Origin of the sequence: Maribacter zhoushanensis, from assembly GCF_029350975.1 — a bacterium.
Taxonomy (GTDB): domain Bacteria; phylum Bacteroidota; class Bacteroidia; order Flavobacteriales; family Flavobacteriaceae; genus Maribacter; species Maribacter zhoushanensis.
Map to the genome: position 1 here is coordinate 575,381 of NZ_JARKMR010000002.1, position 25,381 is coordinate 600,761.

Sequence of the window (25,381 nt, forward strand, 5' to 3'; positions counted from 1 at the left end):
AACGAAAAATAGACAACCATCAACTAAACAAAAGATCATCAATAAAGAACAAACAACTATTAACCAACTCAAAAGCTTTTTAGCTACGCCACCAATTTGGAAAGGTGTACAGTTTGGCGTTAGGCAATTTGAGTTTCCTGTGGTAGACTTGAATGAGATTACTCCGATAGCTATTCCAGAGAAATTGCGGTTGGGGCATCAAATGGAATATGTATGTAAGCAGTTATTAGATGAAAGTGATGCATATGAGGTGTTATTACATAATATGCCAATTAGAGACGGAAAACAGACAATTGGAGAGATAGACTTTATAGTCAACGAAATAGCCACCAGAAAATTGATTCATGTTGAACTCACTTATAAGTTTTACTTGATTGACACCGCAATTGAAAACCCTATTCATCAATTAATCGGACCAAATGTAAGTGATGCATTTTATAAAAAGCTAGAGAAAATTAAGAACAATCAATTTTCACTGATACATACCAAAATTGGTAGTGCTGCACTCTTAGATAAAGGAATAGATGCTACACAAGTAAAACAACAAGTTTGTTATAAAGCGCAATTGTTTCAACCCTATAAAAACGCATCTTTAGATATATCACCAATAAACTCCCATTGCATTGTGGGTTACTGGCTAGGAATGGCGGAGTTCAATACTCCTGAATTTGTAGATTACAAGTTCTATATTCCTAACAAAAGTGAGTGGGTGTTTCATCCTTTTGAAGAAGTACTATGGGTTTCTCACGATGCTGTTATTGAAATAATTGAAGAAAGACTTGAAAACAACAGCTCTCCTATGGTTTGGATAAAGAAAAGCGATATTGAATTTGAAAAGTGTTTTGTGGTGTGGTGGTGAATTTAAAGATTAAAAAAAATCCTTAACTATTTGTTTATAACTGTTAAGAATTAGGTTTTATATTGAGTACGAATTAGATTACTTTTAAAATTGAGATATGTGTAATTGTGCACATAATCGTACGTTGTATGCAATTAAAATAAACTATGGAAAAACCATTTGGCGATAGACTTAACGAAATGATTAATAATTCAAGGATTGTTTTATTTCTTCAAGGAGAAATGGCTCAATTAACATATATTTCATATGAAAAGTTTATTGAGTCCGTAAAAAGTGAGGAATCAGAAACAATACCAATTACTTATCCTGTTGGACTTCGACCGGACAATACTTTAATAAACCATACTCGGAATTATACTAAACAAGAATTAATTGAACGCTATCAATTATTAGCTTTAGATAAGTTACCAATTGATGGTATTCTAAAATTGGTCACATTAATGGAAACTCTCTTAAATGATATTTTACGAAAAATATTGATAGAATACCCAAACAAAATACCTAACAAAAGAAAAATTGATGTTGAAAAGGCGCTTAATGCAAAATCGCTAGAGGAAATCAAATTATATATAGTTGATAGTATTCTGAATGATATAGCTTATAAATCACCAAAAGATTATGCTGATGAATTTAACAAATATGTCGGTGTCAATTTATTGGAAAACCCAATTTTTCATAAGTATATTGAACTAAAAGCCACAAGAGATATTCATATTCATAATAATGGAATAGCAAATGAAATATACCGAACTAAATCAGGTGTAATGGCTAGATTAAATACCGATGTATTTTTACCTGTTACGGTTCAATACTTTCTGCAATCTTATGAATGTTGTTTACAATTAAATGAACTTCTTGAAGCAGAATTAGATAAAATTTGGCCAAGTCAAGAATATAGGGAAAGTAAGATTAAAACATCATCGGCAACTGAAGAAAAAGAAAATGTTGTTGAAAAAGCAATTGAGGAATCTAAAGAACAAAAAGAAACTGAAAAATAGCTGCATACAACAATTGCTATAATTGATTCAGGCTTTAAGCTAAGGTATGTGTTTATTTAGGTGTCCGCCAAAACTTTTTGATTTAGCTTTAAAAATGAAAAAATAAAAACAAAATAAAAAGTTTTGGTAAAGTGCTTAATCAAAAGTTAACTACTTTTCACTTAACGCTACTTACAAATCACTAAATTTTATACAACAACAGTAAAAATTTAAGCCACCTTAAAACCTGTATTTAGCTCTCTTTGTAGATCATGTTCTTTATCTAATAGATTAGTAAAAAATCTCAATTATTAGTAGGTAAAAGTTAAATTCAAATTTGTTTTTAAAAAACATTCCCCTGTTTTTAATTAAAACGGTAAATTTCGATTCTAACTCTAAAAACTCAGCTTATCCAATGAAAAGCTTAAACAACATTACATTACTATTTTTTATTTTATTCAGTATTTCAATAACTGCACAAGAAACTACATATGCAGATTTACTACAGAATATAGATGCTAGAGAAAAAACATCATTAAACGGTAAATGGGATATTATCGTGGATCCATTAGAAAACGGATTCTATAATCATAGACTGCAAGAATATGATAAAGGATATTTTAAGAACGCCAAAATGCAATCACCATCAGACCTAATAGAATATAATTTTGACACCAGTCTACAATTAGACGTTCCAGGAGATTGGAACACACAAATGGATAAATTGTACTATTATGAAGGTACGTTATGGTACAAGAAAGATTTCAACTTTACTCCTACTCCAAATCAAGAAAGCTTTTTATATTTTGAAGCCGTAAACTACGAAGCAATCGTTTATTTGAATGGCGAAAAAATAGGAAAACATGTTGGTGGCTACACTCCGTTTCAATTCAATGTCACCGATAAGCTTGTTGAAGGTAACAACTTTGTTGTAGTAAAAGTGGATAACAAACGTAAAAAAGAAAATGTACCAACCGTAAACCAAGATTGGTGGAACTACGGTGGTATTACAAGGTCTGTTCACTTAATAAATGTACCTAAAACGCATATTGATGATTATTCCCTTCAATTAGCAAAAGGCACTACCAATACTATTAACGGATGGGTAACAGTAGCAAATGCCAATGATGGCGCAACTGTTAATGTAAAAATACCTGAGCTAAAGAAATCTACAAAAGCAACTGTAAAAGATGGCAAAGCATCTTTTACCATTAATGCAAAACCAAAATTATGGTCGCCAGATTCTCCTAAGTTATATGAAGTACTTGTAGAAACGACTACCGAAAAGCTTGTAGATCAAATAGGCTTTAGAACGGTAACCACAGACGGTTCTAAAATATTGATTAATGGAAAGGAAACCTTTCTCAAAGGTATCAGTATTCATGAAGAAGCAGCATTTAAAACAGGTCGTGTAGTATCGGTCGAAGAATGTAAGGTGTTATTAAATTGGGCAAAAGAGTTGGGTTGTAATTTTTTACGTTTGGCACATTACCCACATAGCGAAGCAATGGTGAAAGAAGCTGAAAAAATGGGCTTTTTAATCTGGTCAGAAATTCCTGTGTATTGGACTATTCAGTTCGATAATGAAGATACCTACGCCAATGCTGAAAATCAGCTTACGGAGATGATCTCTCGTGATAAAAATAGAGCATCTGTAGTATTATGGTCTATGGCAAACGAAACACCAGAAAGTGAACCACGACTATCATTTATAGGTAATTTGGCAAAGAAAGCACGTCAGTTAGATAACACAAGGCTAATAACCGCTGCTTTAGATACACAAGGCAAAGGTGATGATGGTAATTTAATAGAAGATCCTTTAGGTGAAGTTGTTGATGTTATCGGTATTAATAATTACTGCGGTTGGTACTATGGCGATGTGGATTCATGTAGTAGTATCAAATGGGCAAGTGCTTACAATAAACCAATGATCATGAGTGAAATTGGTGGAGGTGCTTTATACGGATTACATGGCGATGCTAATGAAAGGTGGACCGAAGAATACCAAGATGCCTTATTTAAATCGAATATTGAGATGATGAAAAATATCGATTTTATGGCTGGTCTATCTCCTTGGATTCTAATGGATTTCCGTTCCTCAAGGCGTCCACTACGTAGAATTCAAGATGATTTTAACCGAAAAGGATTAATCTCTGAACAAGGCATGAAAAAGAAAGCTTTTTTCACGTTACAAGAGTATTATCTAGATATGGATAAAAAATAAAGATTTTGAATCTTAAACAAATTAAAGCGATTGATTATTTAGTAGTAATCAATCGCTTTTTTTATTTTAAAAATAGTGTTATCCGGTATAAGCACCAGAAGAATACGTTAACTCATAACTGTGTGTATACACTTCAAACACAATACCAAAAGGATCTTCTACATAACACATTTTATATGGTTTGTCTTTTGGGTAATACTCACGAATAGGCATTCTTTGTTTACCACCAAAAGCTACTATTTTAGCCACTAATTCTTCAATATTTGGGTCTTGTATACAAAAGTGGAACAACCCAGTATTAAACGGGTTAAACTCCGGAGCTTCTTTTACTCCGTGAGGAAAAGAGAATAACTCTACTCCTATTCCATCAGAAGTAGACATATGGGCAATTTCAAATTCTTCCCAATCATCACCAAATACATCAATACACATTAAGCCGATAGCGGTTTCTTTCTCTTTCTTGATTTTAGACGGTTTCATAATAACATACCAGCCCATTACCTCTGCGTAAAATGCTACTGCTTTCTCTAAATCTGGAACCGTAATACCTATATGTGAAAATGATTTTGGGTACTCTTTATTTGTATTCATAGTTTTAATTTTAATACAAAATAAATCTATATTTGCCTTATTGACAATAACTTACCTAAAAGTACTATAGTTACCAAAAAGAGTTAATTACTGATTAATAGTTAGTTATATTTCATATGAGTTCAAAAAATTATTGTCCATTAGACCATACCATGAATTTAATTGGTACAAAATGGAAACCAATTGTACTTTTTCATCTTTTAGACGGTGCGCTACGATCAGGCGTACTTCAGAAAAAAGTACCAGGTATATCAAACAAAATGTTTACCCAAACCGTAAGAGAATTAGAAAAAGACGGATTAATAACTAGAGAGGTTTTTCCTGTAGTACCTCCAAAAGTAGAATATGCCTTAAGTAAGCGTGGCAAATCGCTTAAAAATATTCTGTTGAGTTTAGATTCATGGGGAGCAAAAGACACCTCTAATAATCTAGTTTAAAACTAATTAACTTATAGTTAACACAACAAAATTTAGAATTATGGGTTTTATTAAAAAAATATCGGTTTGATCAAAAACAAGAAACCTACTAAAGTCTATTCACAAGAAGTAATTGATACGCAGCATGTATTTACTAAAGATGATACCGTTTATTTAAAGAACAGCGCTTCGTATGAAAGTAAAGATGATTGGTCTCCTATACAATTTAAGTGGGTTTCAGTAGATAAGTTTCAAGATAACTTAGAACTTGAATAACCCATTAAACCTATTTACATTTGAGTAACCTGTTACTCTCCTATATGTCTCATAAAATAATTGAAATAACTTCTCAGCAAACCTTACCAATTAGACATCAGGTAATGTGGCCCAATAAGCCTTTGGATTTTGTAAAGCTTATTAATGACGACAATGGTCTACATTACGGACTTGTATTAAATAACGAAATAATTTCAGTGATATCTTTATTTATTGATGACGGAGAAATTCAATTTAGAAAGTTTGCTACACTAACAAATCACCAAGGAAAAGGGTATGGCTCTCTTCTACTAAATGAGATCATACAAGTTGCCATTAAAAAATCTGCCTCTAAAATTTGGTGTAATGCCAGAGTAAGTAAATTGAAATATTATCAAAAATTCCAGATGATGCCCACGGACCACACGTTTGTGACAGGAGAAATAGATTATGTCATCATGGAACGATTATTTTAATACCCATTTCTGAAAATTTTAGACTGTTTTTTAACTTATTGATAATAATATCAAGTATTTAAGATGCCAAGTAGTAATCTCCTGTAATACATTAAATATTATATTATTTTAGAACGACAGTTTTCTTATCCATAATATTTAAATAGCACTTATGCAGATTTTTAGCACACTTATAAAAGCATTTTCAATTCTTTTACTTTTCAATTTAAGCTTATCTGCTCAAGAAAAACCCAACCAGATGAAAGCAATTAAAAAACAAGAAATTGCATTTTTGTTATTCGATAATTATGAAACCCTTGATGTTTTTGGACCCGCTGAAATATTTGGAAGATTAACAGATTTATATACACTAAAATTCTATTCAATGGATGGTGGTATAGTTACCAATAGACACCAAGTACCAATCATGACAGAAAAGTTAGCAGATATTAATAAAGAGCCATTTGCCTTCTTGATTCCTGGCGGCTTAGGAACAAGAGTAGAAGTTGAAAATGATGAATTAATAACATCTATTAAAAATATTAGTCTTTCAAGCTCATATGTAATGACCGTATGTACAGGAAGCGCACTTTTAGCAAAATCAGGACTTTTAGATAAAAGACAAGCCACCTCTAACAAACGTGCATTTGCATGGGTTGTTACCAATGGACCCGGTGTAAAATGGGACAAACAGGCTCGTTGGAAGGTAGACGAGAATTACTATACTTCTTCTGGTGTAAGTGCCGGCATGGATATGGCTTTAGGATTTTTAGCCGACCGACACGGTTTAGAATTCGCTAGAAATGTTGCCTGGGAAATAGAATACAACTGGGTAGAAGATAAAGATAATGATACCTTTACTGCAAAATGATAAACTACATCAATAGCAAGAACATATCATTATAACTTATATAATCTACTTCTTTCTTTTCATTAATTCAGCCTCTATGTCTTTAAGCGTAAACCCTTTTGCTTGTAGAAGCATTAAATAATGAAAAAGTAGATCTGCACTCTCGTACAAGAACAATTCATCATTATCATCCATAGCTTCAATAACGGTTTCAACGGCTTCCTCCCCTACTTTTTGAGCAACTTTATTGATGCCTTTCTTAAATAATGAAGCTACATATGATTTACTATCATCTGCAGTTGTTCTACGTTCTTCAATAGTATTTTCTAATTCAGAGAAAAATCCAAAATTAGAATTATTTTTTTCACTCCAACACGTATCCGTGCCCGTATGGCAAGTAGGTCCCACAGGGTTTACAGAAATTAAAAGAGAATCGTTATCACAATCGTTTTTAATGGATACCAGGTTTAAGAAGTTGCCACTTTCTTCACCTTTAGTCCATAAGCGCTGTTTTGAGCGACTAAAAAAAGTAACCTTACCACTATCAGTAGTTTTCTTCAAAGCCTCAGCATTCATGTAGCCAAGCATTAATACATTCTTAGTACGAGCATCTTGTATAATTGCTGGTACTAATCCGTCACTCATTTTATCCCAATTTGGTGTATTAAACTCCATATGTATTGTATTCTAATTTTATTTTTATTCTATTTTAAACCTTCAATTTTAAAATCGGTCACTCAGCGTAGCCAAAGTGAATATAGATGTTCCCAAGCCTTCGACTGCGCTCAAGATGACATTGTTTTTTATAATATTAATCAGGTCACTGAGCGTAGCCGAAGTGCGATAATCAAAACTGAACACTGCGACTGCCAACTGATAACCGAACACTGAAAACTAAACTCTAACCGGAATACCGTTCTCCTTCAACTCAGTCTTCAATTCTTGTATACCAATTTCTTTAAAGTGAAAAACACTTGCCGCTAATGCCGCATCTGCTTTTCCTTCGATAAAAGTATCGGAAAAATGTTGCATGTTTCCTGCACCACCAGAAGCAATTATTGGAATATTCAATTCCGTTGATAATCTAGCCAAAGCTTCATTTGCGAATCCGTCTTTTGTACCATCATTATCCATAGAAGTAAATAGAATTTCTCCAGCTCCACGTTCTTCCACTTCCTTTGCCCATTCAAACAATTTACGTTCTGTTGGTACCTTGCCGCCCACTAAGTGAACAATCCACTCCCCATCAATCTGCTTGGCATCTATGGCAACTACAATACATTGCGAGCCAAACTTAGCAACCAAATTATTAATTAACTGGGGATTCTTAACCGCGGATGAATTAATGGAAACCTTATCTGCACCGTTATGTAACAATACATCTACGTCTTCAACAGATGAAATACCACCACCAACGGTAAAAGGAATATTTACCTTTTCGGCAACACGATATACTAAATCTGCCAAAGTTTTTCTTTTCTGTTCCGTTGCAGAAATATCTAGAAAAACCAATTCATCGGCACCTTCACGACTATAAATTTCGGCTAGTTCAACTGGATCACCAGCATCACGTAAATCAACAAAATTTACGCCTTTTACAGTTCTACCGTCTTTGATATCTAAACAAGGAATTATTCTTTTTGCAAGCATTTTTTTAAAAGTATTAAGTACTTAGTAATAAGTACTAAGTGTTCTTTATATATATTAAATAATTAAATACAGCAACGCGAGTACTTGGTACTTTGTACTCTGTACTTGATACTATTTTTTCGTTACTCATTTTTAATATTCAAATCAACTCCGTCATAAAATCCTAAGTCCTTCTCTTTTATCAGTTTCACGTAAAAAGCTATTTGACCGGTGTGATAAGAATAATGCTCAACGGCATGCATAATGGCACCAACTCCGGAAAAAGACATTCCCTGTATTGACCTTACTTTTATCAACTTCTCTACTGTTGAATCAAAAATGATACGTTTTACTGAGTCTACCGTATCTTCTAATTTATGTAATAACTCTTCTTTGGTTAGCCCAGAATTCACGGAAAACTCAGCATCTCTATTTCTATTATCATCCATTTCACCCAAGGAAGAAATAACGTATTGTGTCATGTTTCCACACAGGTGCAAGATAAGGTTCGCCATACTGTTCAAAGATGAATTAGGCTTTTGCCAAATTTCTTCTTCTGAAATTTCAACAAGACTTTTCTTAATCATACGCGTACTTTCGTTCATACGGTATAACGCATTCTCAACAATTTCTTGAACTAAGCGATCTTCTTTATCCATTACTTAAAATATATGATTCTAGTTGTTTTAGGCTTATTCGGTTCTCATAGATAGCTTTACCAATTATAGTCCCTTCACAGCCCATTTCTGATAATTTTGGTAACTCATCAAAAGTTGATATTCCACCACTGGCAATTAATTTTACCCCCTTTTCCGTAGCGTTTATAATCTTAGCATATAAATCAAAAGAGGGACCTTCTAACATGCCGTCTTTACTTATATCCGTACAAATGACATATTGAATACCTTTTTCTTGATAAGACTGTATAAACGGCACCAATTCTTCCTTAGATTCTTCTAACCAACCCGAAACCGCAACTTTTTCATCCATTGCATCTGCTCCAAGAATAATTTTGTCTGAACCATGTTTATCTATCCAACCAAGGAAAGTATCAGGGTCTTTTACCGCAATACTACCTCCGGTAATTTGTTTGGCACCACTTTCAAAAGCGATTCGCAAATCTTCATCGGTTTTTAATCCGCCACCAAAATCAATCTTTAAACTAGTTTTAGAAGCAATCTGCTCCAACACTTTATGGTTTACAATATGCTTTGATTTTGCGCCATCTAAATCAACCAAATGCAAATATTCAATTCCGTGAGCTTCAAATTCTTTTGCGATTTCTAACGGATTCTCATTATATATTTTTTTGGTATCGTAATCACCCTTTGAAAGGCGAACACATTTTCCATCTATGATATCTATGGCTGGTATTATTCTCATTCTTTAATCTAAAATTTGTTTATCGATAGACATCCACAATGGTGAATCTCCTATTTTACTGAATTTAAACCGCTCATAAAACAAATGGGCGTCTTTAGTCTTTAATGCTAATGTTTTAAGTTTTTTAATGGTAGTATCTTCTAACATTGTTTTCAATAGCATCTTACCATATCCCTTACCTTGAAATTTTTCTAGGATAATCACATCCATAAAATATCCAAAATAAATATAATCTGTAACTACTCTGGCAAAACCCACTTGTTCTTTTTCAAGAGTATACATTCCAAAACAGTATGAGTTTTCAATGGATATTTTTACCTCTTCTAATGTTCTATTATCTCCCCAGTATGAATTGGCAATAAATTGTTGAATTGCTTCTATATTGAAAAGGTTTTTATCAGTTGAAATAAAATAATCTTGCTCCATTACATTTGTAAAAAATTCTCTAGAATTCGCTGCCCTACATCACTACTCTTTTCCGGGTGAAACTGGGTACCATAAAAATTATCTTTTTTTAATGCAGCACTATAAGCTAAACCATAATCACAAGTAGCAATAGTTTCAGCACAAATAGGAGCGTAAAAACTATGAACTAAATAGATATGCTCCTTCTCCTCAACATCTTTAAAGAGTCTAGATTTTAGATTGGTTATTTGATTCCATCCTATCTGTGGAACTTTTACCGTATCATCAAATTTAACAACATCAACATCAAAAATTCTTAGTCCGGTTGTGTTTCCTTCTTCAGATGAATTACACATTAATTGCATGCCCAAGCAAATACCTAAAACAGGCTGTTTTAAAGTTGGAATAATTTTGTCCAAGCCACTATCACGAAGCTTATGCATAGCGCTACTTGCTTCCCCTACTCCTGGAAAAATAACTTTATCGGCATTCTGTATTTCTTGAACATCATTGCTTAAAACAGCTTCGTAACCCAATCGTATTATAGCGAATTTTATGCTCTGTATATTTCCAGCTCCGTAATTTATTATTACAATTTTCATAAGCACAAATACAATTTTAAAGGTACAAAGTACAAAGTGTTTATCTTATTTTTCATATTCTACTTTCAATTTGCTCTTGTCGTTTTTATAGAGGCTACAATTATTGCCAAAAGTTCTTTAGTCTCATTATGCAATTTGATTATCTCTTCTTTTCTATTAGAATTGACTTCTGAAAATAATTCTAACCAGTATGCAGATTCATCTATTTCTTCTTAAACTATCTTAAGTTTATTTATAAAATCAGCAGTTGATTTAGCTCTTTGCGAAGCTTTATAGTTTGCACCAACCGAGCTAGAACTTCGTATCAATTGACGTACCCATACATCCAATTCTCGACATCGTGGAATTTGTTCACAAAATAACCAACAATCAACAGCAAATTGTTTTGTGCGCTTTTTTAAATCTTGCATCACTTCGTACTTTTAACATCTAACCTTGTACCTTACAATACTCCTTTCGTACTTGGTAATACCATTTTCTCAACATCTCTTTTTACAGACATTTTAATACTCTTGGCAAAGGCTTTGAAAATGGCTTCAATTTTATGATGCTCGTTGGTACCTTCTGCTTTGATATTTAAATTTGCTTTTGCTCCGTCAGTAAATGATTTAAAGAAATGATGAAACATTTCTGTTGGCATATCACCTACCATTTCACGTTTAAAGTCTGCATCCCATACTAGCCAATTTCGTCCTCCAAAATCTATGGCAGATTGCGCTAAACAATCATCCATAGGTAAACAGAATCCGTAGCGTTCAATACCAAGCTTGTTTCCTAATGCGGTATGAAATACTTCACCTAATGCAATACCGGTATCTTCTATAGTATGGTGCTCATCAACTTCAAGGTCACCATCTACCTTGATGGTTAAATCCATTTGCCCATGACGAGCCAATTGATCTAGCATATGATCAAAGAATGCCAATCCGGTTTTAATATCACTTTTACCGGTACCATCTAGATTTAGCTTTATAGCAATATCTGTCTCATTGGTTTTTCTATGAATCTCAGCAGTTCTATCATTCAACTTCAAGAACTCATAAATCTTTTCCCAATCATTACTTTCAATTGCGATATGACTATCTAGCTCATCTCTTTTTACCGTTATCTCGCCAGTACCCAAATTGGTTTCATCGTTGATAAAGATACCTTTAGACCCAAGGTTCTTGGCTAATTCCATATCTGTAAGTCGATCACCGATTACAAAAGAATTCTCTAAATCATAATCCTCAGAAAAATACTCTGTCAAAAGCCCGGTACCGGGCTTTCTAGTATCGGCATTTTCATGCGGAAAAGTTCTATCTAAAAAGACCTTGTCAAAAACTACCCCTTCATTTTCAAAGGATTTAAGAATAAAATTATGAACCGGCCAAAACATATCTTCTGGAAATACATCAGTACCCAAACCATCTTGGTTAGTAATCATCACCAATTCATAATCTAATTCTTTAGCAATCTTGCCTAGATATGTAAATGATTTCGGGTAGAAAATCATCTTCTCAAAAGCATCTATCTGCTCATCTACAGTTTCTTTGATTATAGTGCCATCACGATCAATAAATAGTACTCTTTTTTTCATTTCTTTTTCATATAATAGTAAATAACCTCAGAACAAGCCTACAGGGCATTGAAATGAAATTATAATTAAAACTTTGACGCAAGCGTAGGAGCATTTAAATCTCGATTATCAAGTAAATACTAAGACAATTTAGAATCATCTTTAGGACCTTCGATTACCGTTTGTTCTTTATCTCCAAGAAAGAACTTTTTAACTCCTGCAAATAATGCTACTCCCCCAATTGCTATAAATTTCCAAAACTTAAGTATCAGTGCAAAAAAACCGGCTTTTGCTAAAATCTTACCTGCTATTAAGCCGCCAATACCATAAGCCGCTACATCATCAAAATCAGGATCAAATTCAGAATACTTGTACCCGGTATTAAATGATACGCTACCCAATATTGGATCTAAATTATTCTCAACATCTTCAAGAGTATCCATGTCACCGATAACATTCAGGTTCATATACCCTTTTCTACCCAAAACTCTAATATTGTAATTCAAAGTACTTACCTCTTCATCTTCAAAAAGTAATTCTTTAGCCCAATATAATTTCTTGTTTTCAGAATCATAATAAGGTTTAGATGCCCAGCCAATTAAATCCACTGTAGGGTAACCCATACTAGACCTTTGCGGATTTGCTTCCTTAACATCATCCTGCATTTCACTTAGCAAGTCATCGTAATCCATATCTTGCGCATCATCATCTTCAATATATCCATCTTCTGAATATGAAATTTCAATAGCATAGCTTGTTTCAACCGGCGATTCATCTTCTTTCAACAAAAGCCCCATTACCGACTCATCTCTGGGATTTCCCCATATATCCGTAAGTACGCGCTGTGCTTGTTCACTATCTAAAAATTTATAGCCTTCTGGTACCATAATTTTAGCTACGTCACCATTTAACATAGACCTATCGTAGATGTATGTAAAGGTATTTTCAAGACTATCTGAATAAAGCTTAAAACTAATCAGTGCCTCTGTATCTTCCTCACTTAAGTTTAAACTATCTGCTATAAATTCTAGTCTTTCGATATCTTGAGCTCGAGCTATACTAACTGTTATTAATAAGGCGATAAAATAAATGAACTTGCTTTTCATTGGTTTTGGTTTAAAGGTTATATCATTTTTAACGCCTTAGCAAGTGTTTTATTCTCTGTGGCACTACCCACAGTAAAACGAAGGGTATTCTCACACAAAGGTTGTGTAGTTCTGTTTCTTACTACTACCCCTTGTGCCAATAATTGCTCATATCTCAAAGTAGCATCATCCACTTTTGCTAGAATAAAATTAGCATCCGTAGGATAGATTCTTTCAACAAATGAAACTGTTTTTAAAGTCTCCTCTACTTTTATCCTTTCCGCTAAAATTTGACTTACCTCATTCTTTACAGATGCTGTATCCAAAACTCGAGAAGTTGCTTTCTCTTGGGTAAGTTGATTCACATTATATGGAGGTTTAATCTTATTTATTACAGCAATAATTTCTGCGGATGCTATACATATACCCAAACGTATACCTGCCATACCATAAGCCTTTGATAAGGTTTGTGTTACAATTAGATTTGGATACTCAGATAGTTTCGATGTCCAACTTTCTTCAGATGAAAAATCGATATAGGCTTCATCAATTACTACCAATCCGTTGAAAGAATTTAAAAGCTCTTCTATGTTTTGTGTTGAGAAACTATTACCTGTAGGATTGTTGGGAGAACAGATAAACAACAGTTTTGTATGCTCATCAATGGTATTCTTTATTTCAGAAACGTTTGGCTGAAAATCATTGGTTAACAAAACCTCTTTATTTTCTACCATATTTATACCAGAAAGCACTTTATACATGCCGTATGTAGGTGGCAAGGTGATAATATTATCTTGTTTAGGTTCACAGAAAGCCCTGAACAACAAATCAAGTACTTCATCACTACCATTACCTAAAAGAATATTTTCTTCTTTAATCCCCTTCTGTTCAGCTAAAATTGCTTTTAAACCTCGCTGTTGAGGATCTGGATACCTATTGACTCCGTTTTCAAACGGATTCTCATTTGCATCTAAGAAAACCATGGTAGAACCATCTGAAACATATTCATCACGTGCTGATGAATACGGACTTAAGCCTTTTACGTTTTCTCTAGTTATGTTGTTTAAATTGAAACTCATTATTTCAACAATATATTGGTCATTGTCCCTAGGCAAAATGACATTATTTTAAACTATTTAATCTTAAAGTAACTGCATTTTTATGAGCCTCTAAACCTTCTGCTTCCGCCATTAGTTCAATAGCCCTACCTATTGTCTGAATACCTTCTTCGGTAATTTTTTGAAAAGTCATATTTTTCATAAAACTATCTAGGTTAACGCCACTATACTGCTTGGCATATCCATTAGTTGGTAAAGTATGGTTGGTGCCAGAAGCATAATCCCCAGCACTTTCAGGTGTATAATTACCAATAAAAACAGAACCGGCATTTTGAGTATTGTCGATATAAAAATCTTCATTTTCTACACATACAATGTAATGCTCTGGACCATATTCATTGATTAAGTCAATTGCCTCTTGGTCGTTATCAATATAAATTAGCTTACTGTTGGCAATTGCCTGTTTCGCTATTTCTTTACGTGGTAAATCTTCTAACTGTACAGCTACTTCTTTCTCAACCGCATCAATCATTTCTTTAGAAGTAGAAACCAATATTACCTGACTATCTACGCCATGTTCAGCCTGACTCAATAAATCTGAAGCAACAAACGCCGCGTTTGCAGAATCATCAGCAACAACCAATAATTCCGACGGACCAGCGGGCATATCTATAGCAACACCGTATTTTGTTGCAATCTGTTTTGCCACCGTAACATATTGATTACCTGGTCCAAATATTTTATATACTTGTGGTATCGTTTCAGTCCCAAATGTCATACCCGCTATTGCTTGTATGCCACCAACTTTTACAATTTTAGTAACACCGCATAAATCTGCAGTATACAGAATGGCAGGATTTAATTTCCCTTCTTTATCTGGTGGTGAGCATAAAACTATTTCTGAGCAACCAGCAATTTTAGCCGGTACTGCTAACATTAAAATAGTTGAAAATAAAGGAGCCGTACCCCCGGGAATATACAAACCTACCTTTTGGATAGGTCTTTTTTCTTGCCAACAAGAAACACCCGCAGCAGTTTCTACTTCAACCCTACCCGTTTTCTGAGCGCTATGAAAAACTTCAATATTGGATTTTGCTAACTGAATAGCAGCTTTAAGTTCATCTGAAACTAAGGATTTAGCTTCTTCAATTTCAGCTTTGGAAACTAAAAGATTATCTAAACTAACCTTATCAAATTGTTCTGTATATTTTTTAAGAACACTATCGCCGTTATCTGAAACCTCTTTAAAGATGCCGTTCACCAAACCTTCAATATCGGCAACGGTTTGGGTTGGTCGTTTTAAAACGTCAGCCCAATCTGTTTTATTTGGATTATAAATTTTATTCATTTCTTTAACTAGCTATTAGCCCTAAGCTTTTGGCTTTTGGCAAAACACAAACATTTAATTTAGCTAATAGCAAAAGGCTAAAAGCTAAAGGCTTATTTACAATACCATTTTCTCAATTGGGCAAACTAGAATGCCTTCTGCTCCTGCTTTCTTCAATTCATCAATTACTTCCCAAAACTTGTCTTTATTGATTACTGTATGTACAGAACTCCAACCTTCATCAGCCAAAGGTAAAACCGTTGGGCTACGCATACCTGGCAATAGTTTAAGTATACCGTCTAATTTATCATTAGGTGCATTTAATAAAACGTATTTAGAACCCCTAGCTCTTAAAACAGATTGAATTCTAAATTGTAGTTTTTCTAAAAGTTTTTTTCTTTCTGCAGTAATTTTAGGTGAGACCGCAAGTACAGCTTCACTGGTCAACATTACTTCAACCTCTTTTAAATTATTTTTAAACAGTGTACTACCACTAGAAACAATATCACAAATAGCATCTGCTAAACCTATATTGGGTGCAATCTCTACAGAACCATTGATAATGTGTAAATCTGCCGTAACTCCCTTATCTTTCAAATAGTTTAATACTGTATTTGGATAAGAGGTTGCAATACGTTTTCCTTCAAAATCTTTAACAGAATCATAGTCAACTGATTTTGGCACAGCCAAGGACACTTTACATTTAGAGAAACCAAGCCTTTCTGCAATTGAAATGTCTTCTCCTTTTTCAATCAAGACATTTTCGCCAATAATAGCAATATCAACAACTCCATCTCTTAAGTATTGAGGTATATCACCATTTCTTAAATAAAATACTTCCATAGGGAAATTTCTGGACGATGCCTTCAATTGGTCTTTACCATTGTCTATGGAAATTCCGCAGTCTTTTAAAATTTGAAGGGACTCCTCATTAAGTCTTCCCGATTTCTGAATAGCAATTCTAATTTTAGTCATTTTCTTAATTTAATGCTTGGCAACCAAAAGAGATTTAAATACAAAACCCGTTTGATTGCTCAAACGGGTTTTTAAAATATGTTGTTCTACTACAATACATTCCTACCTCGCCTGAGCGTGAATATGGAAATGATGATGTGTAGTTCTATTTTTCATTATACTGTAAAAGTAAAAGGTATTTTTCATTTCACAAAACAAAAGTTTAAAATGAAACAAAAATAATTAAGTACGTGTTTTAGTTATTCCCTAAAATTAGAGGAAGTCCAGACTCACCACCACCAACTACAATTACTTTAGAATTAGGCGATTCAGACAATTTCAACGTTGCATCAATACCTTTATCCTGAAGAATTTTATCTGTTAATGAAGCACTTAAAATTCTATTCGCATCTGCCTTACCTTGAGCTTCAATAGTTACTTTTTCTGCTTCTTTCTTAGCAGTAACCAAACGGAACTCATATTCTAAAGACTCTTGCTCTTGCTTCAATTTTCTTTCAATAGCATCTTTAATTGTTGGCGGTAACGTAACATCTCTAACTAAAATTTCATTTAATTGAATATACTCGCGCTCAACTATTTTTTGAGTCTCATCAAATATTTCTTGTTGAATAGCATCTCTCTTGCTAGAATATAATTGCTCTGGTGTGTAACGACCAACTACCGAACGAGCAGCGGATCTAATTGTTGGTAATAAAACACGTTGTACATAGTCTTCACCCTTTTCTTGGTGTAATTTACCCAAGTCATTTTTAATAGGTTCAAACCAAGCAGAAGCCTCTAATTTAATGTCAAGACCATTACTAGAAAGTACGTTCATTTTTTCTAGAACTTCTTGCTGTCTTACTTCATAAACAAAAACTTTGTTCCATGGTGCCACCAAATGAAACCCTTCTCCTAAAGGTGGTTCATCTGTAACAACACCATTTCCAAACGTTTTATACAATACACCAGCTTCACCTGACCCAATTGTTACTGTAGATTTTGAAAATGCAATTACTAATACTATAAAAATAAAGACTGCGGGTAACGCAATTTTTGGCAACTTGTCCATGAATGTTCTTTTAAATTAATCCGTTATATTTTCTGATAAACCACTCTGCTGCAAAGGCAAATACTATAAGCCCCAAAAGCAATTTGTAATCAACCAAAGATACGATATTTTCAGTGCTTTTCTCTGTAGGCACATATGCATCATTTCCTTTTAAATCTTTTACCAAAGCTTTTATTTGGGATGGATAAAATAATTTACCGCCATTATCTACAGCCAATTTCTCCATTTTAGCATCATCACTAGATACAAACTGATTTTCCATATCAAATTCTGAAATAACAAAACTTCCTGAACTTGATTTAGATTCATTTTCTACCGAAACCACAAACTCATAAGAACCGGCAATTAAGTTAGAAAGGTCAGCCTCAAAATACCCGTTTTTTAAAACCATTGGGTTTGTTTGTACCTTTTTAGTATTTGAATTGGTTACTTTAATAGTAACTCTGGCATTTGGATCGAATAAAAATGCTTCATCAAAATAAGTTGCAGTGATTACGGTGTTACTACTACCTTCATACACCTTCTCATAATCCACATTTAACCTTGCTTTGTTTTTTGAGCTGGTCAGATAACGAATTAAATTCCCGATAAATTCATCGAAATTGACAAAATTGTTTGTATTTCTGTAGGTCTGCATTCTCCATTTCCATAGATTCACCCCTAGTAAAAAAGCTTGTTTTCCAGCATTTTGCTCCATAACAGCCAGTAATGGTTGTTGAACATCTAATCCCTTTATTTGAGTACCTAACAAGGCTTCATAGGGTGCTGTAATTAAAATAGGTCCCGCATCACTAATCAATGGAGGAAAATCTGTAAGATCAAACTTAGAGATGTCATATTTTGTAAACCCATTATTAAGTAATCCGAAAACTTCTTGCTCAGGATATCCATTTTCTATCTCAAGTCCAACATTATTCATATTTAAAAAAGAATAATCTGTTTTTGAACCTGCTATAATAAATGTATTGACATTCATACTTTTGGCAAAATCAAAAGCATTTTTAAATTTTGTCGTTGGTTGATAAAATATAAATAAATCAATTTCTTCTAAGATACTATTCTTGGCATTTGATTTTAGAATAGATACTTCTCTCTGTTCATTGCTTTCAATAGCCTTTTTTAGTGCTCCCAAATCTGGATGGATAATATCTGATACTAAAGCAATTTTAGTTTTTTCATCGATTACCTCAATACTAGTGCTTCTTCGGTTATTCTCTATATTTAGCTCTTCTGGTAATTGAGTTACTTCTACAGATAATTTTTTTACACCTACAGAATTGGCATCGATTTCTATGGCAATATTCTTGAAATTGGACTCCCCATCAAATTTTAAATTTTCTTTGTGTACAACCTTATCGTTCATTTTCACCGATACCGTTGCAGAAACAGATGTTTGTCCTTGATAAGAAACATAGGTTTCTAATGGGAATTTATTTTTTAGAAAAGCATACTTATTCGTTAGAATTGGTCCAACCGAAATATCCTTATACTTGGTAGTATCTCCTAAGACTACGGTGTAAATAGTATTATCAGGATTTGTTTTTGCATAACTATAATCCGCACCAATAGTCTGGTTACCATCTGAAAACAAAATAGTTACTGTTTGTTCGCGAGCATAAATATCTTTTAAAGCAGAAAGTGATTTGTAAATATTAGTATTCTTTTCAGTAAAAGATAAGCTATCAAGAGCATCTAATTTTGATCCAAATGTATAGGATGCTATTTTAAATCTGTCGGTAACCTCTTTAGAATTCTCTAATTCAGAAATTAAAAGCTGTAAATCATCTTCACTTTTTAATATTGAGGTAGAGTTGTCGGCAAGAATAACCAAATTAGGTTTTTCTAATGTATATGTCTTCTGTGAAAACTTAGGATTAATTAGCAGTACCAACAATCCAAAAACACCAATAAAACGCAAAAAGGCTAAAAGCCAATGAATCTTGCTTTTAGCCTTCTGCTTATATATGTACTGAAAAACAACGATACCCAGCGCTACTATCGCAGCAAGAATAATATACAATACCGTTATGCTCTCCATGTATGTTATAAAGTTGATCTTAAAAAAGGAACAGCGTATTACTGCCCCAAAGTAAATTTATTTTGACCTAGGTAAGCATACCACCATCAACATTCAATACTTGACCCGTAACATAGCTAGATAAATCTGATGCAAAATAAAGACAAGCATTAGCTATATCTTCAGTGCTACCGCCTCTTTTTAATGGAATACCATCTCTCCAACCCTGTACAGTTTTCTCGTCAAGCTTATCGGTCATTTCAGTTTCAATGAATCCTGGCGCAATGGCATTACATCTAATATTTCTAGAACCTAATTCTAAAGCTACAGATTTTGTAAAGCCGATCATACCTGCTTTTGAAGCTGCATAATTTGTTTGTCCTGCGTTACCTTTTACCCCAACAACACTACTCATATTAATAATTGAGCCTTTACGTTGCTTTAATAAAGTTCTTTGAACCGCCTTAGTCATATTAAAAACAGACTTCAAGTTAATATCGATAACCGCATCGAAATCAGCTTCTGACATACGCATAAGCAGATTATCTTTAGTAATGCCGGCGTTATTGATTAATACGTCTATTCTTCCGTCAAAATCTTCCAAAACTTTAGCTACCAATTCTTCTGCCTCTTGAAAACTAGCAGCGTTACTTTTGTAAGCCTTTGCTTTTACACCTTTTGCAGTTAGTTCTTTCTCCAATTCTAATGCTGGAGCTTCACTTGAGCTATATGTAAATGCAACATTGGCACCGTGATCGGCAAAAACTTGGGCAATACCCATACCAATTCCTCTACTTGCACCTGTAATTATGACGTTTTTATCTTCTAATAATTTCATAAGTCCGTTATTTAAAACCGAAGTTTATCAAATATACCTTTTGTTTAATTTATAGGCTAAAAAAAATCCCGCTATAAACGGGATTTTATATGAAAAATATGAGTTCTTAACCCATTACTTCTTTTACTTTCAAACCAATTTCAGCAGGAGAATCTACTACGTGAATACCACAATCTCTCATGATTTGTTTCTTAGCTTGCGCAGTATCATCGCTACCACCAACAATAGCACCTGCGTGACCCATTGTTCTACCTGCAGGAGCAGTTTCACCGGCAATAAAACCAACAACTGGTTTTTTACTTCCACTAGCTTTGTACCACTGAGCAGCATCTGCCTCTAATTGTCCACCTATTTCACCGATCATAACCACACATTTAGTTTCTGGGTCATTGATCAAAAGTTCAACAGCTTCTTTTGTAGTCGTTCCAATAATTGGATCACCACCGATACCAATTGCAGTTGTAATACCTAAACCTTGACGTACTACTTGATCAGCAGCCTCATAAGTTAATGTACCAGATTTAGATACAATACCTACGTTACCTTCTTTGAAAACGAAACCTGGCATAATACCAACTTTTGCCTCACCAGGAGTAATAACACCAGGACAGTTAGGACCTATTAAACGACAATCTCTATTTTTAATATAGTTGGCAACCTTCACCATATCAGCAACAGGAATACCTTCTGTAATTGTAATAATAACTTTTATACCAGCTTCTGCAGCTTCCATTATTGCATCTGCAGCAAATGCTGGCGGAACAAAAATGATAGTAGTATCTGCACCAACTTTCTCAACAGATTCGGCAACCGTATTAAATACTGGTTTACCTAAATGCTCTTGTCCTCCTTTACCTGGAGTAACACCACCTACGATATTAGTACCGTACTCAATCATCTGTCCAGCATGGAAAGTACCTTCACTACCAGTGAAACCTTGTACGATTATTTTTGAATCCTTATTAACTAATACGCTCATACTACTGTAATTTTATTTTTTTTGTTAGAACAAAAATATAAGTTGTTAATGAATTTTAAAGCATTAACGCACTTATTTATTATCCATTTTTTTAATTATTTGTGGAATTTGTTTCAAATAAGCCAATTGTTTCAATTTTTCTCGAGATTCTTCTATAGGTGTACCAAAATAACTCTTGCCACCTTTCACAGATTTCGTAACTCCAGTTTGCCCCATTATAACCGCTTTAGCACCAATAGTAATTCCACTATTTGTACCAACTTGCCCCCAAATGGTAACTTCATCTTCAATAATGACACAACCAGCTATACCCGTTTGTGAAGCTATCAAACATTTTTCTCCTATAACGGTATCATGACCAACATGAACTTGATTGTCCAATTTGGTACCAAAACCTATGGTAGTATCACCGGTAACCCCTCTATCAATAGTACAAAGTGCACCAATATCTACATTATCCTGTAATACAACCCTTCCTCCGGAAATTAATTTATCAAATCCTTCTGGTCGTTTTTTATAATAAAAGGCATCTGCACCTAATACACTACCAGCGTGTATGGTTACACTATTACCTATTACACAATTATCATAGATAGTAACATTAGAATGAATTAGGCAATTATCACCTATTTCTACATTATTACCAATGAATGAGTTTGGTTGAATTAGAGTATCTTTTCCAATTTTTGCAGTTGCAGCAATGTTCTGACTACTAGGCACAAAAGGCTGAAAGAAAGAGGTTAACTTATTAAAATCTCTAAACGGATCATCTGAGATCAATAACGCTTTACCCTTAGGGCATTCAACATTCTTATTGATTAAGATTACCGTAGCATTAGACTCTAACGCCTTATCATAATACTTGGGGTGATCCACAAACACGATGTCTCCAGATTCTACAACATGAATCTCGTTCATTCCCAGCACGGGGAAATCATCATGCCCAACATATTCACTAGATATAATATCTGCGATTTGTTTTAGCGAAAAAGTAGTCGGAAATTTCAATTGACAGGCTTTAGTCTAATTAATGATGAATAAAGAAAATTACTCTTTAACACGTTCCATATAAGAACCGTTAGAAGTATCAATTTTAACCTTATCACCTTCGTTTATAAATAACGGTACATTTACCTCTGCACCAGTTTCTACCGTTGCCGGTTTTGTGGCATTCGTTGCCGTATTTCCTTTAACCCCTGGCTCAGTGTATGTAATTTCTAAAATTACACTAGCAGGCATATCAACAGAAAGTGGCATATTATCCTCTGTGTTGAACATAATCTTAACCACTTCACCTTCTTTTAAAAGTCCCGGTGCATCCAATGAACTTTCTTCAAGGGTAATTTGATTATAATCATCTGTATTCATGAAATGATACGTCTCCCCTTCTGGATACAGGTATTGATAAGAACGTGTTTCTACACGAACATCTTCTATTTTATGACCAGCAGAAAAGGTATTATCCAATACTTTCCCTGAGGTTACACTTTTTAATTTTGTACGAACAAAAGCAGGACCTTTACCCGGTTTTACGTGTAAAAATTCAATTATTTTATAGATATCATTGTTATATCTTATGCAAAGTCCTTTTCGTATATCTGATGTAGATGCCATTCGTAATGAGTATTAATATTGTTAACTTAAGTTTAAAGTAATAGTTTAATTATTGCTGAAATATCCTTTCATGATACCACGCTGAGAATCACGAATAAATTGTAATATTTCATCACGCTCAGGAGTTGCTTCCATCTCAGCTTCAATAATTTGTACAGCTTGTGTGTTATTGTAGTTCTTTTGATAAAGAATTCTATAAATGTTCTGTATTTCTCTAATTTTATCAGAGATAAATCCTCTACGTCTTAATCCTACAGAATTGATACCTACATAAGATAACGGCTCTCTAGCAGCTTTTACGTAAGGTGGCACATCTTTTCTTACCAAAGATCCACCCGTTACAAAAGCATGTTGACCTACGGACACAAACTGGTGCACTGCAACCAAACCTGCAAGAATTACATTATCACCTATGGTAACATGACCCGCTAATGTTGAATTATTTGAAAAAATACAATTATCACCTACAAGGCAATCGTGCGCAACGTGGCAATACGCCATAATAAGGCAGTTTTTACCAATTACCGTTTTCATACGATCAGATGTACCTTTATGTATTGTAGCACATTCTCTAATAGTTGTATTATCACCAATTACAACGGTAGTCTCCTCCCCGTCATATTTTAAATCTTGTGGAGATGCAGATATTACTGCACCGGGAAAAATATTACAATTTTTACCGATGCGAGCGCCTTCCATTATCGTCACATTAGACCCGATCCAAGTACCATCGCCAATAATAACATTATTATGGATAGTAGTAAAAGGTTCAACTACTACATTTTTAGCAATTTTAGCTCCTGGATGTATATAGGCTAAAGGTTGATTCATTCTAAGTTCTTTTTACAATTTGAGCCATCATTTCAGCTTCACTTACCAATTTGTCATTGGCATAAGCATACGCTTGCATATGGCATATTCCCCTTCTAATGGGGGTAATTAAACTACAGTGGAAAATTAATGTATCTCCAGGTAGTACTTGTCTTTTAAATTTAACCTTATCAATTTTCATGAAAAGCGTTAAATAATTTTCAGGATCGGGAACGGTACTTAAAACTAAAATACCGCCTGTTTGTGCCATTGCCTCTACTTGCAATACCCCGGGCATAACCGGAGCTCCAGGAAAATGACCCACGAAGAAAGGTTCGTTCATAGTAACGTTCTTCATACCCACAACATGAGAATCTGAAAGTTCTAAAATTCGATCAATCAATAAAAATGGAGGTCTGTGTGGCAGCATATCCATAATTTTATGGATATCCATTAATGGAGGTAAACTAAGGTCGTATTTAGGTACATTATTACGCTTCTCTAACTTAATGATTTGCGCTATTTTCTTAGCAAACTGGGTATTTACAAAATGACCTGGTTTATTAGCAATAACCTTACCTCTAATACTTGTACCTGCCAAAGCTAAATCGCCAATAACATCTAACAGTTTATGACGTGCAGCTTCATTTGGCTGATGTAAAGTTAAATTATCTAATATACCATTTGCTTTTACAGAAAGCTTCTTCTTATTGAAGGCTTTCTCTAATTTTTTCATGGTCTCTTCAGAAATTTCCTTATCAACATAAACAATGGCATTATTTAAATCACCACCTTTAATAAGTCCGTTTTCCAACAAAGCTTCCAATTCATGTAAAAAGCTAAATGTACGTGCATCTGCAATTTCCGCCTTAAAATCAGAAATTTTTTCAAGTGTAGCGTTTTGAGTACCTAAAACCTTGGTGCCAAAATCTACCATAGTTGTAACTTGGTAAGTATCTGAAGGAATTATGGTTATTTCGCTACCCGTTTTCTCATCTCTATATGAGATAACCTCTTTAACTACATATTCTTCACGAAATGCATCTTGCTCTACAATACCGGCTTTTTCTAAAGCTTCAACAAAAAATTTAGAAGAACCATCCATAATCGGTGGTTCTGCGGCATTTAATTCAATTAAAACATTATCTATCTCTAAACCCACCAAAGCAGCCAAAACATGCTCTGAAGTCTGAATTTTTACGCCGTTTTTCTCAAGGTTTGTTCCTCTTTGGGTATTGTTCACCAATGTGGCATCTGCAGGTATAACAGGAGCGCCTTCAAGGTCAACCCTTTTAAAGGCATAACCATGGTTTTTATCCGCAGGGACAAACTTTATAGTTACGTCACTTCCGGTATGCAAACCCACTCCCGTAAGGCTTACTTCTTTACCTATTGTTCTTTGTTTAATAGTTGTTGTGCTCAT

27 protein-coding genes and 1 pseudogene are annotated in these 25,381 nt (G+C 34.0%); 7 read left to right on the forward strand and 21 right to left on the reverse strand.

Going from position 1 to position 25,381, the window contains the following annotated elements; all coding sequences use genetic code 11:
- Nucleotides 1-139: 139 nt before the first annotated feature.
- The 3 genes from PXD56_RS09240 to PXD56_RS09250 all read left to right on the forward strand — a co-directional run bounded on the left by PXD56_RS09240 (nt 140) and on the right by PXD56_RS09250 (nt 4,060).
- Nucleotides 140-859, forward strand: coding sequence for a DUF1853 family protein (locus tag PXD56_RS09240; RefSeq protein WP_276493048.1), 720 nt, complete (start codon nt 140-142; stop codon nt 857-859).
- A 146-nt stretch (nt 860-1,005) separates the two neighbouring features.
- Complete coding sequence (locus tag PXD56_RS09245; protein WP_276493049.1) at nt 1,006-1,857, forward strand: hypothetical protein; 852 nt, start codon at nt 1,006-1,008, stop codon at nt 1,855-1,857.
- 394 nt (nt 1,858-2,251) lie between these two features.
- On the forward strand, nt 2,252-4,060 hold the full coding sequence (locus tag PXD56_RS09250; RefSeq protein ID WP_276493050.1) for a glycoside hydrolase family 2 protein: 1,809 nt from the start codon (nt 2,252-2,254) through the stop codon (nt 4,058-4,060).
- A 78-nt stretch (nt 4,061-4,138) separates the two neighbouring features.
- Here PXD56_RS09250 and PXD56_RS09255 read toward each other — a convergent pair whose 3' ends face one another.
- Nucleotides 4,139-4,651: a lactoylglutathione lyase family protein gene (locus PXD56_RS09255; RefSeq protein WP_276493051.1), complete on the reverse strand. Its 513-nt coding sequence runs from the start codon at nt 4,649-4,651 to the stop codon at nt 4,139-4,141.
- 116 nt (nt 4,652-4,767) lie between these two features.
- On the opposite strand from PXD56_RS09255, the gene PXD56_RS09260 reads away from it, so the two are divergent.
- From PXD56_RS09260 to PXD56_RS09275, 4 genes are all read left to right on the forward strand, one after another.
- Nucleotides 4,768-5,088, forward strand: a complete 321-nt coding sequence (locus tag PXD56_RS09260) for a winged helix-turn-helix transcriptional regulator (RefSeq protein ID WP_276493052.1) — start codon at nt 4,768-4,770, stop codon at nt 5,086-5,088.
- 66 nt (nt 5,089-5,154) lie between these two features.
- Nucleotides 5,155-5,343, forward strand: coding sequence for a hypothetical protein (locus PXD56_RS09265; protein ID WP_276493053.1), 189 nt, complete (start codon nt 5,155-5,157; stop codon nt 5,341-5,343).
- Between the two features lie 20 nt (nt 5,344-5,363).
- Nucleotides 5,364-5,798, forward strand: a complete 435-nt coding sequence (locus PXD56_RS09270) for a GNAT family N-acetyltransferase (RefSeq protein WP_276493054.1) — start codon at nt 5,364-5,366, stop codon at nt 5,796-5,798.
- 151 nt (nt 5,799-5,949) lie between these two features.
- The gene (locus PXD56_RS09275; protein ID WP_276493055.1) at nt 5,950-6,648 is read left to right on the forward strand and encodes a DJ-1/PfpI family protein; all 699 of its coding nucleotides are present in this window, start codon (nt 5,950-5,952) and stop codon (nt 6,646-6,648) included.
- Between the two features lie 45 nt (nt 6,649-6,693).
- Here the strand turns inward: PXD56_RS09275 and hisIE are convergent, their stop codons facing one another.
- The 20 genes and pseudogenes from hisIE to PXD56_RS09375 form a co-directional block, all read right to left on the reverse strand.
- On the reverse strand, nt 6,694-7,302 hold the full coding sequence (gene hisIE, locus PXD56_RS09280) for a bifunctional phosphoribosyl-AMP cyclohydrolase/phosphoribosyl-ATP diphosphatase HisIE (RefSeq protein ID WP_276493056.1): 609 nt from the start codon (nt 7,300-7,302) through the stop codon (nt 6,694-6,696).
- A gap of 219 nt (nt 7,303-7,521) precedes the next feature.
- Complete coding sequence (hisF, locus tag PXD56_RS09285; protein ID WP_276493057.1) at nt 7,522-8,277, reverse strand: imidazole glycerol phosphate synthase subunit HisF; 756 nt, start codon at nt 8,275-8,277, stop codon at nt 7,522-7,524.
- Nucleotides 8,278-8,399: 122 nt separating this feature from the next.
- Nucleotides 8,400-8,915, reverse strand: coding sequence for a DinB family protein (locus PXD56_RS09290; RefSeq protein WP_276493058.1), 516 nt, complete (start codon nt 8,913-8,915; stop codon nt 8,400-8,402).
- Nucleotides 8,908-9,639: a 1-(5-phosphoribosyl)-5-[(5-phosphoribosylamino)methylideneamino]imidazole-4-carboxamide isomerase gene (hisA, locus tag PXD56_RS09295; protein ID WP_276493059.1), complete on the reverse strand. Its 732-nt coding sequence runs from the start codon at nt 9,637-9,639 to the stop codon at nt 8,908-8,910. The genes PXD56_RS09290 and hisA overlap by 8 nt, the downstream gene beginning before the upstream one ends.
- Before the next feature lie 3 nt (nt 9,640-9,642).
- Nucleotides 9,643-10,065, reverse strand: a complete 423-nt coding sequence (locus PXD56_RS09300) for a GNAT family N-acetyltransferase (RefSeq protein WP_276493060.1) — start codon at nt 10,063-10,065, stop codon at nt 9,643-9,645.
- Nucleotides 10,065-10,646 carry an imidazole glycerol phosphate synthase subunit HisH gene (hisH, locus tag PXD56_RS09305; protein ID WP_276493061.1) on the reverse strand — a complete coding sequence of 194 codons (582 nt, stop codon included), beginning with the start codon at nt 10,644-10,646 and terminating at the stop codon, nt 10,065-10,067. Before hisH ends, PXD56_RS09300 begins: the two co-directional genes overlap by 1 nt.
- 65 nt (nt 10,647-10,711) lie before the next feature.
- Nucleotides 10,712-11,056 (reverse strand): annotated as a pseudogene (locus PXD56_RS09310) (four helix bundle protein).
- A gap of 32 nt (nt 11,057-11,088) precedes the next feature.
- Nucleotides 11,089-12,225, reverse strand: a complete 1,137-nt coding sequence (hisB, locus tag PXD56_RS09315; protein WP_276493062.1) for a bifunctional histidinol-phosphatase/imidazoleglycerol-phosphate dehydratase HisB — start codon at nt 12,223-12,225, stop codon at nt 11,089-11,091.
- Nucleotides 12,226-12,344: 119 nt separating this feature from the next.
- A complete protein-coding gene (locus tag PXD56_RS09320) occupies nt 12,345-13,310 on the reverse strand; it encodes a DUF2167 domain-containing protein (RefSeq protein ID WP_276493063.1) in 966 nt (321 codons plus the stop codon).
- 17 nt (nt 13,311-13,327) lie between these two features.
- Nucleotides 13,328-14,368: a histidinol-phosphate transaminase gene (gene hisC / locus PXD56_RS09325; protein ID WP_276493064.1), complete on the reverse strand. Its 1,041-nt coding sequence runs from the start codon at nt 14,366-14,368 to the stop codon at nt 13,328-13,330.
- A gap of 43 nt (nt 14,369-14,411) precedes the next feature.
- Nucleotides 14,412-15,695 (reverse strand): histidinol dehydrogenase, encoded by a 1,284-nt coding sequence (hisD, locus tag PXD56_RS09330; protein ID WP_276493065.1) that lies wholly within the window; start codon nt 15,693-15,695, stop codon nt 14,412-14,414.
- Nucleotides 15,696-15,791: 96 nt separating this feature from the next.
- Nucleotides 15,792-16,649: an ATP phosphoribosyltransferase gene (gene hisG / locus PXD56_RS09335; protein WP_276493066.1), complete on the reverse strand. Its 858-nt coding sequence runs from the start codon at nt 16,647-16,649 to the stop codon at nt 15,792-15,794.
- Nucleotides 16,650-16,884: 235 nt separating this feature from the next.
- Nucleotides 16,885-17,700 (reverse strand): prohibitin family protein, encoded by an 816-nt coding sequence (locus PXD56_RS09340; RefSeq protein ID WP_276493067.1) that lies wholly within the window; start codon nt 17,698-17,700, stop codon nt 16,885-16,887.
- 10 nt (nt 17,701-17,710) lie between these two features.
- Nucleotides 17,711-19,738: a VWA domain-containing protein gene (locus PXD56_RS09345; protein WP_276493068.1), complete on the reverse strand. Its 2,028-nt coding sequence runs from the start codon at nt 19,736-19,738 to the stop codon at nt 17,711-17,713.
- 67 nt (nt 19,739-19,805) lie between these two features.
- Nucleotides 19,806-20,555: a 3-oxoacyl-[acyl-carrier-protein] reductase gene (gene fabG / locus PXD56_RS09350; protein ID WP_276493069.1), complete on the reverse strand. Its 750-nt coding sequence runs from the start codon at nt 20,553-20,555 to the stop codon at nt 19,806-19,808.
- Between the two features lie 106 nt (nt 20,556-20,661).
- Nucleotides 20,662-21,534 carry a succinate--CoA ligase subunit alpha gene (gene sucD, locus PXD56_RS09355; RefSeq protein WP_276493070.1) on the reverse strand — a complete coding sequence of 291 codons (873 nt, stop codon included), beginning with the start codon at nt 21,532-21,534 and terminating at the stop codon, nt 20,662-20,664.
- A gap of 72 nt (nt 21,535-21,606) precedes the next feature.
- Nucleotides 21,607-22,542 carry a UDP-3-O-(3-hydroxymyristoyl)glucosamine N-acyltransferase gene (locus tag PXD56_RS09360; protein WP_276493071.1) on the reverse strand — a complete coding sequence of 312 codons (936 nt, stop codon included), beginning with the start codon at nt 22,540-22,542 and terminating at the stop codon, nt 21,607-21,609.
- Between the two features lie 39 nt (nt 22,543-22,581).
- Nucleotides 22,582-23,148 (reverse strand): elongation factor P, encoded by a 567-nt coding sequence (gene efp / locus PXD56_RS09365; RefSeq protein ID WP_276493072.1) that lies wholly within the window; start codon nt 23,146-23,148, stop codon nt 22,582-22,584.
- A 45-nt stretch (nt 23,149-23,193) separates the two neighbouring features.
- Complete coding sequence (gene lpxA, locus PXD56_RS09370; RefSeq protein ID WP_276493073.1) at nt 23,194-23,979, reverse strand: acyl-ACP--UDP-N-acetylglucosamine O-acyltransferase; 786 nt, start codon at nt 23,977-23,979, stop codon at nt 23,194-23,196.
- 1 nt (nt 23,980) lies between these two features.
- The gene (locus PXD56_RS09375; protein ID WP_276493074.1) at nt 23,981-25,381 is read right to left on the reverse strand and encodes a bifunctional UDP-3-O-[3-hydroxymyristoyl] N-acetylglucosamine deacetylase/3-hydroxyacyl-ACP dehydratase; all 1,401 of its coding nucleotides are present in this window, start codon (nt 25,379-25,381) and stop codon (nt 23,981-23,983) included.